The 14868-nt window shown below is 49.5% G+C and carries 17 protein-coding genes; 5 read left to right on the forward strand and 12 right to left on the reverse strand.

The annotated features are described in order from the left end of the window. Positions 1–56 precede the first annotated feature (56 nt). Positions 57–1589 (forward strand): aldehyde dehydrogenase family protein, encoded by a 1533-nt coding sequence (locus JT719_RS01580; RefSeq protein WP_207430416.1) that lies wholly within the window; start codon positions 57–59, stop codon positions 1587–1589. A 141-nt stretch (positions 1590–1730) separates the two neighbouring features. Further along, positions 1731–2099, forward strand: coding sequence for a DUF779 domain-containing protein (locus JT719_RS01585; protein WP_207430418.1), 369 nt, complete (start codon positions 1731–1733; stop codon positions 2097–2099). Between the two features lie 92 nt (positions 2100–2191). On the opposite strand, the gene JT719_RS01590 is transcribed toward JT719_RS01585, so the two are convergent. From JT719_RS01590 to JT719_RS01610, 5 genes are all read right to left on the reverse strand, one after another. Further along, the gene (locus JT719_RS01590) at positions 2192–2587 is read right to left on the reverse strand and encodes a phage holin family protein (RefSeq protein WP_207430420.1); all 396 of its coding nucleotides are present in this window, start codon (positions 2585–2587) and stop codon (positions 2192–2194) included. A gap of 84 nt (positions 2588–2671) precedes the next feature. Then, entirely contained in the window at positions 2672–3373 is a 702-nt protein-coding gene (locus JT719_RS01595; protein WP_207430422.1) for an N-formylglutamate amidohydrolase, read from the reverse strand. Then, complete coding sequence (locus JT719_RS01600; protein WP_207430424.1) at positions 3370–4611, reverse strand: carboxylate-amine ligase; 1242 nt, start codon at positions 4609–4611, stop codon at positions 3370–3372. Before JT719_RS01600 ends, JT719_RS01595 begins: the two co-directional genes overlap by 4 nt. Beyond that, the gene (locus tag JT719_RS01605) at positions 4608–6074 is read right to left on the reverse strand and encodes a RimK family protein (protein WP_207430426.1); all 1467 of its coding nucleotides are present in this window, start codon (positions 6072–6074) and stop codon (positions 4608–4610) included. The genes JT719_RS01600 and JT719_RS01605 overlap by 4 nt, the downstream gene beginning before the upstream one ends. Beyond that, positions 6049–6834 carry a cysteine peptidase family C39 domain-containing protein gene (locus tag JT719_RS01610; RefSeq protein WP_341350729.1) on the reverse strand — a complete coding sequence of 262 codons (786 nt, stop codon included), beginning with the start codon at positions 6832–6834 and terminating at the stop codon, positions 6049–6051. Before JT719_RS01610 ends, JT719_RS01605 begins: the two co-directional genes overlap by 26 nt. A 275-nt stretch (positions 6835–7109) precedes the next feature. On the opposite strand from JT719_RS01610, the gene JT719_RS01615 reads away from it, so the two are divergent. The 3 genes from JT719_RS01615 (at position 7110) to JT719_RS01625 (ending at position 9445) form a co-directional block, all read left to right on the forward strand. Beyond that, positions 7110–7841 (forward strand): LytR/AlgR family response regulator transcription factor, encoded by a 732-nt coding sequence (locus JT719_RS01615; RefSeq protein WP_207430428.1) that lies wholly within the window; start codon positions 7110–7112, stop codon positions 7839–7841. A gap of 152 nt (positions 7842–7993) precedes the next feature. Beyond that, positions 7994–8563 (forward strand): TetR/AcrR family transcriptional regulator, encoded by a 570-nt coding sequence (locus JT719_RS01620; RefSeq protein WP_207430430.1) that lies wholly within the window; start codon positions 7994–7996, stop codon positions 8561–8563. 12 nt (positions 8564–8575) lie between these two features. Continuing rightward, positions 8576–9445 (forward strand): alpha/beta fold hydrolase, encoded by an 870-nt coding sequence (locus tag JT719_RS01625; RefSeq protein WP_207430432.1) that lies wholly within the window; start codon positions 8576–8578, stop codon positions 9443–9445. A 57-nt stretch (positions 9446–9502) separates the two neighbouring features. Here JT719_RS01625 and JT719_RS01630 read toward each other — a convergent pair whose 3' ends face one another. From JT719_RS01630 to hisB, 7 genes are all read right to left on the reverse strand, one after another. Next, positions 9503–10111 carry an HD domain-containing protein gene (locus JT719_RS01630; protein WP_207430434.1) on the reverse strand — a complete coding sequence of 203 codons (609 nt, stop codon included), beginning with the start codon at positions 10109–10111 and terminating at the stop codon, positions 9503–9505. A 47-nt stretch (positions 10112–10158) separates the two neighbouring features. Beyond that, positions 10159–10710, reverse strand: coding sequence for an RBBP9/YdeN family alpha/beta hydrolase (locus JT719_RS01635; RefSeq protein ID WP_207430436.1), 552 nt, complete (start codon positions 10708–10710; stop codon positions 10159–10161). Between the two features lie 22 nt (positions 10711–10732). Continuing rightward, positions 10733–11383, reverse strand: coding sequence for a bifunctional phosphoribosyl-AMP cyclohydrolase/phosphoribosyl-ATP diphosphatase HisIE (hisIE, locus tag JT719_RS01640; protein ID WP_242693043.1), 651 nt, complete (start codon positions 11381–11383; stop codon positions 10733–10735). Between the two features lie 125 nt (positions 11384–11508). Continuing rightward, positions 11509–12261, reverse strand: a complete 753-nt coding sequence (hisF, locus tag JT719_RS01645; RefSeq protein WP_207430439.1) for an imidazole glycerol phosphate synthase subunit HisF — start codon at positions 12259–12261, stop codon at positions 11509–11511. A 205-nt stretch (positions 12262–12466) separates the two neighbouring features. Next, positions 12467–13186: a 1-(5-phosphoribosyl)-5-[(5-phosphoribosylamino)methylideneamino]imidazole-4-carboxamide isomerase gene (gene hisA / locus JT719_RS01650; protein WP_207430440.1), complete on the reverse strand. Its 720-nt coding sequence runs from the start codon at positions 13184–13186 to the stop codon at positions 12467–12469. A gap of 3 nt (positions 13187–13189) precedes the next feature. Continuing rightward, positions 13190–13771, reverse strand: coding sequence for an imidazole glycerol phosphate synthase subunit HisH (gene hisH / locus JT719_RS01655; RefSeq protein ID WP_207430441.1), 582 nt, complete (start codon positions 13769–13771; stop codon positions 13190–13192). Further along, positions 13771–14865 (reverse strand): bifunctional histidinol-phosphatase/imidazoleglycerol-phosphate dehydratase HisB, encoded by a 1095-nt coding sequence (gene hisB, locus JT719_RS01660; protein WP_207430442.1) that lies wholly within the window; start codon positions 14863–14865, stop codon positions 13771–13773. The genes hisH and hisB overlap by 1 nt, the downstream gene beginning before the upstream one ends. Between the last annotated feature and the right edge of the window lie 3 nt (positions 14866–14868).

Consider the following 14868-nt stretch of genomic DNA (forward strand, 5'->3'; position numbering starts at 1 on the left):
TGTTTAAAGAAGAAACTTTGATAAAATGTCAAACCAATAAACCGCTAACAAACACCATGGAAACCTTAGATCTTGTGCAGGAAGCCTCTTCTGCTAACAAACGACCAAACTTCAAAGAAAGATATGAGCACTTCATTGGTGGCGAATGGGTGAAACCCGCCAACGGGGAGTACTTTGACAACATCTCGCCCATAGATGGCAAACCTTTCACCAAAGCCGCCCGGGGCACCAAAGAAGACATAGACAAAGCCCTGGACGCCGCGCACAAAGCCTTTAAGACCTGGTCCAAGACCTCGGTGGCTACCCGCAGTAAACTGCTGCTGGACATCGCGCAGATCATAGAAGAGAATGCCGAACTGCTGGCCCGGGTAGAAACCATTGACAACGGTAAAGCCATCCGGGAGACCCGCGCCGCCGATATTCCCCTGTGCATTGACCATTTCCGCTATTTCGCCGGGGTAATCCGGGCCGATGAAAGCACCATGTCTGAGCACGATGAGTTCACCGTGAGCATCAACCTGCAGGAACCCATTGGCGTGGTAGGCCAGATTATTCCCTGGAACTTCCCGCTGCTGATGGCCACCTGGAAAATGGCCCCGGCTCTGGCGGCGGGTTGTACCGTGGTAATGAAACCCGCCGAGCAGACGCCTACCAGCATTATGGTACTGATGGAGTTGATCCAGGGCATTCTGCCCGCCGGCGTGTTGAACGTGGTTACGGGTTTTGGGCCAGAAGCAGGCAAGCCGTTGGCCTCCTCGCCGCGCGTAGCTAAAGTGGCCTTTACCGGTGAGACCACCACAGGCCGCCTGATCATGCAGTATGCTTCTGAGAACCTGGTGCCGGTAACCATGGAACTAGGCGGAAAATCCCCGAACATCTTCATGCCCAGCATTGCCGACGCCGATGATGAGTTCTTTGACAAGTGCGTGGAAGGTGCCGTGATGTTTGCCTTGAACCAGGGCGAAGTCTGTACGTGCCCGTCGCGTTTGCTGGTGCACGAAAGCGTGTACGACCGGTTTATAGAGCGCGTGGTAGAGCGTACCAAAGCCATCAAAATGGGTGACCCTCTGGCCGATGACACTATGATGGGAGCTCAGGCCTCTAACGACCAGTTCCAGAAAATCCTTTCCTACATGGCCATCGGGAAAGACGAAGGAGCCGAAGTGCTGTGCGGCGGCGGATCGGCTAAACTGGGCGGCGACCTGGACAACGGCTACTACATCCAACCTACCATTTTCAGGGGCACTAACAGCATGCGTATCTTCCAGGAAGAGATCTTCGGGCCGGTAGTATCGGTGACTACCTTTAAAGACACCGCCGAGGCAATTGCCATCGCCAATGATTCGCTGTACGGGTTAGGTGCCGGTCTGTGGACCAGAGATGCCCATGAAATCTATCAGGTTCCCAGAGCCATTGAAGCCGGTCGGGTTTGGGTGAACTGCTACCACGCCTACCCTGCCCACGCCCCGTTTGGCGGCTACAAGAAATCGGGCTTCGGGCGGGAGACCCACAAGATGATGCTCAATCACTATCGTCAAACCAAGAACATGCTCATTTCTTACGACAAGAAAAAGCTGGGCTTCTTTTAATACGTAACACGTAGCGCGTATCAGGTAGCACGAGGGAGAGAGTGTACACTTATCTTACTAGCTCATAGTTCATTAAGCTAAGCTGATTAATCTAACCACCGTCTTGATACATTATACGCGCTACGTGCTACCACCAATTATATGGCAGTACAGAAAGTAGAGGCAACCCAGGCAGCCAAAGAACTGATCCACCGGCTTCAGCAGAAGCATGGCCCGCTCATGTTCCACCAGAGCGGCGGGTGTTGTGATGGTTCTCAGCCCATGTGTTTTGAAGATGGGGAATTCAGGATTGGAGACAGTGATGTACTGCTGGGCCAGGTAGAGGGCTGCAACTTCTACATGCACCGGGACCAGTACGAATACTGGAAACATACCCACTTAACTTTAGATGTGACTCCTGGCCGGGGTTCCAGTTTCTCACTGGAGATTCCGTTGGGGCTTCGGTTCATGATCCATTCCCGGCTTTTTACCCCAGAAGAACAGGAACTATTGAATCAAGGAGCCACGTAGCATTTGATTGTAGGCTGCTTTTTCAATTCTAAACTAAAAACGGGAGCCTCCTTTAGAGAAGCTCCCGTTTTTGTATTCAGAAATTTAGAGGCTTAAACAGTCAATAGCTGCATAGCCGGCTGCGAAACTCTTGACATTTGCTGTTGTTCATCGTCGTTAGAGCGGTCCAGGAAATAGCTGGCAACTGCAAGGGCTACCGCAATAACCAAGGCGGGCCAGAACCCTTTCACCTCAAAGTTGCGCACCAGTTTGTCCGCAATTTTGATGACGATGGCGGTTACAATCAACCTCACCACTGATTTGAGGAGGAACAGGGTAACCAGGTTCAGGATCACGGTGAAGATCCATCCAATCAACACATTCAGGATTGCAATCAAAACGGCCACCCAAAGGGCGGTGCCAAAGCTTTTGATAGTTACCTGAGGCAGAATGTAGGCCATTAGCAGAATCACTCCCGCACTTACAAGAAGCTCAATAATCCAAGTCATTTTTTCATAGTTTAGGTGGTGTAAAAGAACAGGTACCCGGTTTATATGGGTGTTGCTACATATACTGCGTTTTGTAAATTTTGGTTAAAGGGCTTTTACAAAAGATTGTATCAAAACCTTTTGCAGTTCCTGCCATTGCACTTGCTCTGCTACCGGAAACCGCTGGTTCACCTCCAGTTCTAGCCCGGCATACTGCTCATTGGTGAAGTGCCGACGGAGGTAAGTGACAAATCCATCGGCGGTACCTTTGTAAGGATAATTGTACCTGATTTTGTACCTGGGGTTCAATACCTGAATCTGCTGCCGCCAACGGGCCGCAAAAAGCTGCTCGCGTTCCCGTTTGGGATCATACAACAGCCCGATGTCGGCTTTGCGCACCTTCCCATTCAGCTCAGGCGTAAAACTGTGCACCGATACATGCATTACAAAGAAACCCTGCTGCACCCACTCTGCCACCTGGTTTTCTACCTTTTCCCGGAAAGGAAAGTAAAAATGGTTAAGTACCTCCTCTGCCTGGGCAGTAGAAAGTGGGTGCATGAATTCAGAGAAAAGATTGGGATGGTGCAAAGACCGGTTCAACTCAACCACCAACCTGCTGGTGGTACTGTAGAGCGAGAAATCAGCGGATTCGGCAAACTGGTGGAACAACTCCAAGGCGCCAATGTCATACCCGCGGTGCGTGGAAAGTACCTGCTCCGCTTGCTCATAAGCGGAGGCGTACGCCGGGGGAATCTCGTTTCCTCCGTGTTCACAGGTAACCAGCACTTTCACGCGGGGATCTTTCATGGCACAAACAATTGGTTCTGAGCCAGACAATCGGCTAGCTTTCTGTACACGTCTTTGATTCTCTCCAAAGAGGGCTCCCGCCCCAGGGCCTGCAAAATCCGCTCCGCCAGACTGCCCTGCTGAACAATAGTTTCAATGGCTTGGGAAATGGTGGGAGTAAACACAGCCTCTCCCTGAACCTGCCGCCAGAGATGCTGCCATATTTCTTTCAAATTTGCTTTCTCCTGACTGATGCCCAGCAACCGCAAATAGTCAGCATTTTCTACTTCTGTTTTGGGGCCGTTTTTCAGAGAAGACAGGAAAACCGAGGCCAGGTAATCGGTGTCCATTTTCTGCTGATCTTCAAAAGTGCTCCACTCTCTGGCCGCTAGTTTCTTCAGTACTTCTGACACCAACGCCACAATAGCAATATCTGCCAAGGGACATTCCTGGTTATCAATAATCCTGATCTCAATGGCTCCCCGGCTGAACCGCGCAATGGCGCCTCTGGAGTTCAGGAACTCTTCCTGCAAATCTCCTTCGGGGTCATAGGGGGCTATGGACCGGAACATGGGCTGGAAAATCTGCGCCTCATACTCAGCTTGGGAAAACACCGCCTCTGGTACTACTTTCCCCGCAATAAAAGGCAGTTTCTGCTGATTGGTGCGGTACACCTCCAGGCGGGTGTCCAGCAAACCCGATACTTTCCCGTCTAACACCGGCGATGCGGCACTTAAGGCTGGAATGAGCGGCAGCACCAACCTGATAACCGAGTGCAACCTGCCAAACTCCTCGTCTGAGCTGAAAGGCAGGTTCAAATGCGTGCTCTGCAGGTTAGACCAGCCGTGGCCTTGGCAATTGAAAATGCGGTTGTAGGCTTCGTAGATCTCGCTGGCTTCGTGGGGCCAAAGTTTGGTTTCGGTGTAAGGGTTCATGAACGGATGGGCACCAGTGGGCAGCAGCATGGCGTTGAAAGGCGCCAGCAATGCATTCACCCGCTTCACCTCTCCGTAAAATTTAAGGGCTAAGGAAGAAAGCTCAGGGGCCGGTCCGTTGGTTTTCAGTTCCAGCACGTGCAGCACCAGTTCATTAGACCAGGCCATAGAACCACGCTCCACGTCAGAGGTAAGTTCACCGGCCTCCGCTTTCAGGACTTCATCTGAGATGGGCTTTACTTCCAGCGTATCCCGGTCCACAATCATGTATTCCATTTCCACGCCGTAACCTTCAAACAAACCTAATCTTTTGGGCCCGCTCATGTGTTCTCAAATTTCTTCTGGTTGTCAATGCGCCGCTTGATGGACTTCAGGATGGTGTGGTACAAGTCCTTTTTCAGGATTTTATCTTCCACACCGTGGTCAATGTTAGGGTTATCGTTTACCTCAATGACGTAGGCCTTACCGTCAATTTCCTTTAGGTCTACCCCGTATAAGCCATCGCCAATGAGGTTGGCGGCTTTCAGGGCGGTGTGTAGCACAAAGAAGGGCACCTGCTCAAACGGTACGGTTTCAAAATCGCCGGTGATGTCTTTCTTCTTGCCGTCCCAGTTGTAAATCTGCCAGTGGTCTTTGGCCATGAAATACTTACAGGCATAGAGCGGCTGTTTGTCCAGCACGCCAATGCGCCAGTCAAAGTCTGTGGGTTTAAACTCCTGCCCGATGATGAGGTCAGACTCAGAAAGCATTTCCTTGAGGTTCTCCTCCAGCTCTTCCTGGGTTTTGACCTTCACCACGCCCTGCGAGAAAGACGAATCCGGTTTCTTCAGCACGCAGGGCAGGCCCAGTTCTTCCACCACTTTGCAGCAGTTGTCCCGGTGGATGATCATGCTCTTGGGGATGTTCACCTTGGCTTTGGTAAGCAGTTCGGCCAGGTAGACTTTGTTAGTGCACCGCAGAATGGAGATGGGGTCATCAATCACCACCAGCCCATCGGCATGGGCCCTCCTGGCAAACCGATAGGTGTGGTGGTTCACCGAGGTAGTTTCCCGGATAAACAAGGCATCAAACTCGGACAGCCGCCGGTAATCTTCCTTGGTGATGAGTTCGGTGTAGAAACCAAGCCCTTCTGCCGCCTCAATGAAGTTCTGGATGGCCTTGTCGTTGGAGGGCGGATCACTGTCGGCGGGGTTCACCAGAATAGCCAGGTCATAGATCTTCTTATTGGTTCTGATGTTGGAGAAGCGGTTACGGGCAAAGTAGGCCTTCGCGAACTTATACAGGTCTTTCAGGTGATGCTCGGGTACTTCGTTCACCGGAATGGGGTTGATGCTTTCCAGCACCCATTCTTTGTTGTAGACAAACTGCGCCCGCAACAGAGGCGCCTGGAACAGGTCATGCAGCTGCTTGCTCAGTTTCTCGTATTGTTTGGCTACGTTCTGCCCAAAGTAAATGCTGAGGGTGAAGTTCTTGGACTTGAGCTTGTGCAGGCTTTTCTGGATGGTCTCGTTGATCTCATCGGTGATGGCCCGCACAATGGTCTGCGACTTCAGGTCCTGGATAGTCGTTACGTTGGGGATAGCCCGGTGGCCTCTGGCTTCGGCCAGGAGCGAGACGTAATAGCCGCTGCTCTGGTATTTGTAAGACCTGCACAGGTTAAAGATGCGGGCACTTTTTAATTCTGTGTAGGCAGGATCGGTGAGATACCGCTGCGCGTCTACTACTTCCACATCTTCTACATCAAGGTCCCAATCCTTGGGATTATTGACCACTACTAGTTTGCGCATGAAGGTTGGTCTGTTCTGTTGTATTTGTTTTAATACCCTGAGGTTGTATGGCCAGCAGGTTGGCGTCATAGGTAACTATGCCCAGCATGATGGCATTGATGAGCCTTGAAACCGGTACGTTGTAATAGTTGTTTCCAAACAATGGGTTCTCCTGGTAAGGATCTGCCACAATCACGTGTTCTTTTTCCTGTTCGTTGTCAAAGCCGGCCAGCACCACAAAATGGCCCAAAGGTTCGCCCCGCACATCGTCATAGATGGACTCGCCCCGGTCATTGATGCGTTCACGGGCGCAATTGTAGAGGTAGGTAGCGCTGAGGCCGGTCAGCAGCGGAATCCCTTTGGAGAAGTACTGATCCAGCAAGCTTAAAGTCAGGTCTTTGTGCAGGATTTCCCCGCCCAGCTCCAGAAACTCAATGTAGGCATTGGTAGCTACGTGCAGCTTGGCATCTGATTTATAGATCATCTGCTCACGCAGGTTCTGGATCATCTTTTCCCGTCCCATCTTGAACCAGGTAGGATCAAACACGTGCAGGTTATAAGTGTAGATGCGGGCTTTGTACCCCCTGCGTAAGGCGTGGCAACCCAGCAACACCGCCAGGGTACCTCCTTCCTCTAAAAACGACACCTCTGAGATCACCTGCTCCAGCGGCACTATGTCCTGGAAATACTGGTAGACGGCGTGCAAACTGGTGGGTCCGCAGGTGGAATCATCTGGCTGGGTAAGGATCCTGAGTGAATTTAACAGCGTAACTGGAAGCACTTTTCTTTTCTCTGGTTGTGCCTTTTATACGTGTTTTTACGAGGGAGTTACTTGCCCGCGTGCTTTTCTGGCGGAAGTATCTTGCCGACCGGTTTATGGTCTTTTTCTAAAAAGGGGGCTAAAAACCGGTAAAGTACTGTTACTTAAATATTTCTATTTTGATGAGGAGCGTATCTTTTATAAATTTAGGCGGTATCAATACAGAAAAAGAAGTTTAGATTAATATCTTTGGGGCTAGAGAGCCTAGTGGATTGTTAAATTCAAATGTGAAGCCTTTGAAAAAGGAAACCCCCTTTCGCGCAATAATTATAGACGATGATGAACTGAGCCGGATGATTCTGGAGCGTCATATCAAATCTACTCCTTCGTTAGAGTTGGTTCAGACGTTCAGCTCCAGTGTGGAAGGGCTGGCCTGGCTATTGAAGAACGATGGCGTAGACCTCCTGTTTCTGGATGTGGAAATGCCTGAGATGACGGGTCTGGAGCTGCTGCGCACTCTGCCTCATAAGCCGTTGACCATTCTCATCACTTCCCATAAGGATTTCGCCATCCAGGCCTTTGAATTGCAGGTAGCCGATTACCTGCTCAAACCGGTTGATTTTACCCGTTTCACGCAAGCCGTGCTCAATGCTACCAAGAAACTGGAAGGCGTGAATGGCCACCAGGTTCCGGTTGCCGCCCAAGCCGCCGCGCAGCCAGATGAATTGTTTGTGAAGGTAGACAACAAGATCATCAAGCTGAACCTGAACAGCATCTCCTTTATTGAGGCCCGAGGTGATTATGTGGTGATCAACACTGATAACAAAAAGCACATTGTGTACACCACCATGAGCGCCATTGACCAGAAACTGCCTTCTGACCAGTTCCTGCGCATCCACCGTTCGTTCATCATCAACCTGAAAAAGATTGAATTGATTGAAGACGACTCCGTGCTGATGCAGGACAAGTACATTCCCATTGGCGGTTCTTACCAGTCTAAATTCTATAGCCGCATCAACAAGCTATAACTTTCAATTATTCCAGAATATTCTTCGCTCCCGTTTTAAGCTTCTTTTTGTAAAAGAGACTTAAAACGGGAGTTTAATTTTGCTTTTATCTTTCTAATTTATACATTGAACAAGTGTTCATTCATTTAGAAATTGAACAAACGTTCACTCATATGTCAAAGAGAGTATTACAGCGTGAAGCGAGTGCGCAAAACATCATTGATACGGCCATGGCTTTGTTCGCCGAACAAGGGTACGACCGGACCTCCATCCGGCAGATTGCGGAGAGCGCAGGCATTTCCCTGGGGCTTCTTTATAATTATTATAAAAGCAAAGACGAACTGCTCAAAGCAATTCTGGTGAAAGGCAGGGAAGATATTCTGAAATCATTTGAAAAACCGGAGGGCCTCACTCCTTTCGGGTACCTGGAGCACCACATCAGGACTACCTTCCAGGTGCTGGAGCAAAACAAGAATTTCTGGCGGCTCTACCACAGCCTCCGTTTACAGTCTGAAATTTTGAAAGAACTGGAAAAGGAAGTAGAACAGGAAAACCAACTGGTGTTGCAGTTGCTCACCCAGAACCTGGCAGCGGCTGGCTCCACCTCTCCTTCTGCCGAAGCCGTATTGATGTTTGCCACCATTGACGGCATTGCCCAGCATTACCTCATGCTCCCCAACTATCCATTACAGGATGTGATGATCCGCTACATTGTGCAACTTAAAAATCACCTGGCCTCTTAAATTTTTCATCTTATGGAAACACCAGCATGGCTTAACCGAGATGAGTACCCTTTTAAACATAATTATTTGCCCATACCCAACGGACATTTACATTACATAGACGAGGGCCAGGGCGAGCCTCTCCTGTTTGTGCATGGTACACCCACCTGGTCTTTTCTCTGGCGAAATCAGGTAAAGGAACTCTCCAGAAATTACCGGTGCATCGCTCTGGATCATCTCGGCTTTGGCCTTTCCTCCAAACCAAGAGACTTCTCTTATTCCTTGGAAGATCATAGCTCCAACTTGCAATTTCTGGTAAATCATTTGGGGCTGGATAAGGTCACGTTGGTGGTGCATGACTTTGGTGGGCCCATTGGACTGGGCTGGGTCATGAAGAACCCCGAAAAAGTAGCCCGGTTAGTAGTGCTGAATTCCTGGATGTGGCCGCTCACGGAGGTGAAGCCTATGATGCAAGGCAGCAGGTTGTTTGGCAGTGGCTTTGGCAAGTTCCTGTACGTGAACCTGAACTTCTCTCCCCGGTTTCTCCTCCCGAAAGCCTTTTATAAAAAGGAGACCCTCACCAAACCGATTCACCAGCAGTACCTGGGTCCTTTCCAAAAAAGAAAAGAAAGAATAGGCACCTGGCACTTTGCGAAGGCCCTGGCTGGCGAAACAGCCTTCTTCCAAGGTCTTTACCATCAAAGAGACTTGCTTCTGGATGACCCTACTCTCATTATCTGGGGCAAACAGGACAAACTGATTCCCGCCTCCTTTTTGGAGAAGTGGCAGGAAACGCTTCCGTTATCTAAGGTTGTAAACCTAGAGACAGGGCACTTTGTACAGGAGGAAGCACCTGATACAGTGACTAATGCCATCCAAGAATTTGTGAAAGCATCCCGATAGCAGGAACGGATATTTGTCTGGTTTAATCAGAATTAAAGGTGAATCAGAGGGAAAACATTATGCTTCAGAGGCTTCCTTTTTCAATATCCCTTTCTCAACGGAGGTATCAATCAAGGTTTTGGCGAAATCAAATAAGGCGGTAGAACCCTGCTTTATTATTAGGGTTTTCTCAAGGACCTTGTTATAAGGAACGTTAAATTCCATCCAGGTGCCACCCTGGTTAGAGACGTTTTGCAGGATTGGCTCTAAACGGTCAATGGATTTGGCGAATCTGGCCTCGGGGGTTTCTCCGGCTTCAAACTCTTCCCACACGGTGATGAGTTCTTTTGCCTGCTGCTCGGGCAGTAACCCGAACAGCCTTTCGGCGGCTTTCCGCTCTGCCTCAGTATTGGTGTGGTTGAGTACGGTATCAAACAAAAAGGTATCACCGGCGTCTATTTCCACCAGGTCGTGCACCAGCAGCATCTTCAGGACTTTGAGTACATCCACCGGTTCATTGGCATGCTCTGCCAGCACCATCGCCATCATGGCCAGGTGCCAACTGTGCTCCGCGTCGTTTTCGTGCCGGTCGCTGTTGAAGAGGCGAGTTTTGCGGATGATGTATTTGAGTTTGTCTATCTCGTGAATGAAAGCAATTTGCTGGAGGAGGGTATCAAAGGGTGTCATAATCAACCTGGTAATTTGAGTAATTTCTATTAACCTAAAGAACTAAATCATTTGAATTCTACTCCTGAGTCAAGTTGCTGGAGAGGCTCCAAGCCTTGGGGCCACTCTCCGAATCCTGCGGCTACGTTGATATGGCCCCCCGCTCCGATATTCAGGAAGCTGCTGCCCCACTGGCTTGCCAGGTATTCTGCCCGACCTAGTTCCATGTAAGGATCGTTGTCGCTGGCCACCACCACAGAAGGAAATGGCAGTTTTAGCAAAGGAATGGGCGTGAATCCGGTGGTTCCCTCCGGAAAAGAAGCAGCTTCTGTGTCACTAGGCGCTACCAAAAGGGCTCCTTTGATCCTCTTTTGGTATTTTGCGGCCCAAAACGCAATGGTGATACAGGCTAGGCTATGTGCCACCAGGATGAGGTTTTCTGGATTATGCTGGTTTACAGCGGTCTCCAAGGTCTCTACCCAATCAGCACAATCTGGAGTTTCCCAATCCAGCTGCTGCACCCTGGAAAATTCAAACTGCTTTTCCCAAAGCGATTGCCAGTGCTGGTCACCTGAATTCCCCAAACCCGGGACGATGAGAATGGTAGCGTTAAAAGTCATTTCACTTCAATTAATATTAACCTTACTCCCTAGGCTTATGACGGCTTTCCAGAACCTGCACTACTTCTGCCAGAGAGAGCCCACTTGCTTCTAACAGCACCAGTAAGTGGAAGATCAAGTCAGCTGCTTCGCCTTTCATCGGTTCTGTGTTTCCGGCTACTGCATCAATGACCACTTCTACAGCTTCTTCCCCTACTTTCTGGGCCATTTTGTTCAGGCCTTTGTTGAACAGGTGATTGGTATAGGAGCCTTCAATAGGGTTCTTTCTACGGTCCTTAATGGTTTGCTCCAGTTGAGCGATGAACTGCAACGCTTGTTCGGTTGGCGTGAAGTTCTGGAAGCTTCTCAGATGATAAGAGTCTCTGTCGCCTTCCACATCAAAGCAGGTCTCAGTGTTGCGATGACAGGCTGGTCCGGTTGGGTCCACCAATATCAGAAGGGTGTCCTGGTCGCAGTCCAGTTCTATCTTCACCACCTTGAGCGTATTGCCCGATGTTTCGCCTTTGGTCCAGAGGCGGTTCTTGGAGCGGGAGAAGAAGGTTACCAAGCTTGTAGATTGAGTTTGCTGAAAGGCTTCTTCATTCATGTAGCCCAGCATCAATACTTTACCGGTAGCGGCATTCTGGATGATGGCGGGTACCAGCCCCTCTCCTTTGTTGAAATCTATGGTCATGTTTTTAACCTTTGTCTGCTTTTGAGATGTTTCTGTTTTTGACATGGTTTTAGAGAAACAAGTCAAAAACAGATTGTGTCAGTAAAGGAAAACCTCACAGTTTTTTTAACCTGTGAGGTTTGGCTCTAACATCTTATATCAATCTTATTCTCCGCCAAGAACTTCTTCAAGCCGAGTAACGGTACCTCCTGGAAGTGGAATATACTGGCGGCCAATGCGGCATCAGCACCGGCTTCAAATACATCTAAGAAGTGTTGCTCATTCCCGGCTCCGCCTGAGGCAATGACCGGAACTATCACGTTGCGGGAAATCTCGCCCGTAATATCCAGCGCGAAGCCGTTCTTGGTGCCGTCGTTGCTCATGGAGGTAAGCAGGATCTCTCCGGCGCCACGATCTACCACTTCCTTGGCCCAGTCCAGCGCCCAAAGTCCGGTATCTACCGTACCTGCTTTACTGAAGACTTTCCAGCCTTCTGGGGTGCTTTTGGTGTCAATGGCCACGGTCACGCATTGGCTCCCGAAACGGCTCGCCAGTTCAGTAATCAGTTCCGGTCGGTGGATGGCCGAGGAGTTCACTGATACTTTATCGGCGCCGTTCTGCAACAGTACTTCCACGTCTTCCACAGCACTTATACCACCACCAACAGTAAATGGAATATCTATATAACGGGCTATCTCGCGCACCAATTCACGCAGGGTTTTGCGTTTCTCGTTGGTAGCAGTAATGTCCAGAAACACCAGTTCATCAGCGCCCTGTTTCGCGTACAAAGCTGCCAGTTCCACCGGGTCACCGGCATCGCGGATATTTTCAAACCGTACGCCCTTTACAGTTCGTCCGTTCTTGATATCCAGGCAAGGGATAATTCTTTTTGTGAGCATTTGTAGATGCTAGTATTTAGATGTTAGATGCTGGACTTCAGAGTCAAGTCTGAACATCTTACTTGTTTAAATCATTTTTTCCGCTGGCGCGAGCCTCCGGCTCGTGTCCGTATGCAGACCTGATGCTCTTTTGCGTCTCAGTGAATCACTAGTCAGTAATGCGTGGGGACACGAGCGGGACGCTCGCGCCAGCAAACCTTGTTAACTAGATAACTTCTTTCGCCAGATCTTCCAGGGAAATGGTGCCTTCATAGATGGCTTTGCCGATGATAGCACCATGCAGACCAGCTTCGCGGAGTTGACGTACTTCTTCAATAGTAGTTACGCCGCCGCTAGCGATGAACTGTAGCGTAGGAAACTGCTCCAGTAAACGCTGGTAAACCTCAATAGAAGAACCTTGCAGTTTGCCGTCTTTGCTTACATCGGTGCAGATGAACGTTTTTCCGCCCTTTTCGGCAAAAGAGGCTAAAAACGATTCCAGTGTTAATTCACTTTGCTCCGCCCAAGCATTGATGGCAATGCGGTTGTCTTTGAAGTCAGCGCCTACAATGATACGGTCAGCACCATACTCCTGCAGCCAGGCTTCTACGGTTTGTGGCTCGCGTACCGCAATGCTACCAGCGGTGATTTGCTTTGCACCGGCATCAAACGCCTGACGGATGGCTTCAGAGCTTTGCAGACCTCCGCCGTAATCTATATGCAGTTTGGTTTGGCTGGCGATGCGCTCCAACACCGGAAGGTTCACTGGTTGTTTGGCACGAGCGCCATCTAAGTCTACCAGGTGCAGTCGGCGCAGGCCAAGGCCTTCAAATTGTTTTGCTACTTCAACCGGGTCTGTGTGGTACGTAGTCTGCTGCGAAAAATCACCTTCGGTGAGGCGAACGCATTGTCCGCCAATAAGGTCAATAGCCGGAATAATGTCCATGGCTTAGAGATTTAAGAAGTTCTGAAGAATGTGTGCTCCCGCAGGACCACTTTTCTCAGTATGAAACTGAACCGCGTAGAAGTTTTTGTACTGCAGGGCGGCACTGAAAGGCTCTGGGTACGAGCTCTGCGCAATGGTATGCTCTGTTACCGGAGCATAAAAGCTATGCACGAAGTAAGCGTACTCATCTTCCTTAATTCCAGTGAATAAATTGCTCTTTAGGTGATGCAAATTGTTCCAACCCATGTGCGGCACTTTCACCGCTGCCTCAAATTTTTTCACCGGCACCGGAATGATTCCGAGCATCTCGGTATCACCTTCTTCAGAGTGCTGGCACAACAACTGCATTCCCAGGCAAACACCCAGGAATGGTTGCGTAAGCGTAGGCAACAGCAGATCCAGGTTATTTTCTTTCAACGCACGCATCGCTGAAGAAGCTTCGCCCACACCCGGGAAAATTACCTTATCCGCAGATTGGATCTCTTCGGCATTAGAGGTAACGGTTGCTTGTGCGCCTAGTCGCTCCAAGGCGAAGAGCACGCTCTGCACGTTACCTGCTTTATAATCTACTATGACGATTTTCATTATAGAACGCCTTTGGTGCTTGGAATCTCCATCTTATTCACGTCACGCACTAACGCCATCTTAATAGCTTTGGCCACGGCTTTGAAGATAGCCTCAATTTTGTGGTGCTCATTCTCGCCTTCAGCCTTTATATTCAGGTTAGACTTTGACGTGTCTGAGAAGGATTTGAAGAAGTGCATGAACATCTCGGTTGGCATGTCTCCTACTTTCTCACGAGAAAACTTAGCATCCCACACCAACCATGGGCGACCAGAGAAGTCAATAGCAGCGTGTACCAGGGCATCATCCATTGGTAACAGGAAGCCGTAACGGTTAATGCCGCGTTTGTCGCCAATGGCTTGTGCGAAGGCTTCCCCTAAAGCTAAAGCAGTATCTTCAATAGTATGGTGCTCATCAATGTGCAAATCGCCTTTCACATGAATGCGCATGTCAACGCCTGAATGGCGAGCCAATTGGTCCAGCATATGGTCAAAGAAGCCAACACCCGTCTGCATATCTGATTTACCTTCGCCGTCCAGGTTTATCTCCACGCTGATTTGCGTTTCATTAGTGTTCCGCTGAATAGTAGCGGTACGGGCTGGCAAACGCAAGAAGTTGTATATCTCGTCCCAATCTGTGCTGATGAAGGAAGCATCTTCATTGGCTACGTCTTGTAACAAGATGCTTTTAGAACCGAGGTTTTTTGCCATCTGCACATCAGTAAGGCGGTCACCAATTACGTAAGAGTTGGCAAGGTCATATTCACCAGTTAAGTACTGGCCCATCATGCCTAGGCGTGGCTTGCGGTTAGGACTGTTCTCGTGTTCAAAGCTGCGGTCAATGTGGATGTGAGAGAACTTAATGCCCTCGCCTTCCAGAATTTCCAGCATCTTGTTCTGGTAAGGCCAGAACGTATCTTCAGGGTAAGAATCTGTGCCTAGTCCGTCCTGGTTGGTGACCATCACGAATTCGTAATCCAGCTCTGTAAATATCTTGTAAAGGTTACGGATGACCTTCGGGTAGAAAGAGAACTTCTCAAATGAGTCTACCTGATAATCGGTAGGTGGTTCAAGAAGAATGGTACCGTCGCGGTCTATGAATAAAACTTTTTTCATGGT

The organism is Sabulibacter ruber, from assembly GCF_017355955.1.
GTDB lineage: Bacteria > Bacteroidota > Bacteroidia > Cytophagales > Hymenobacteraceae > Nibribacter > Nibribacter ruber_A.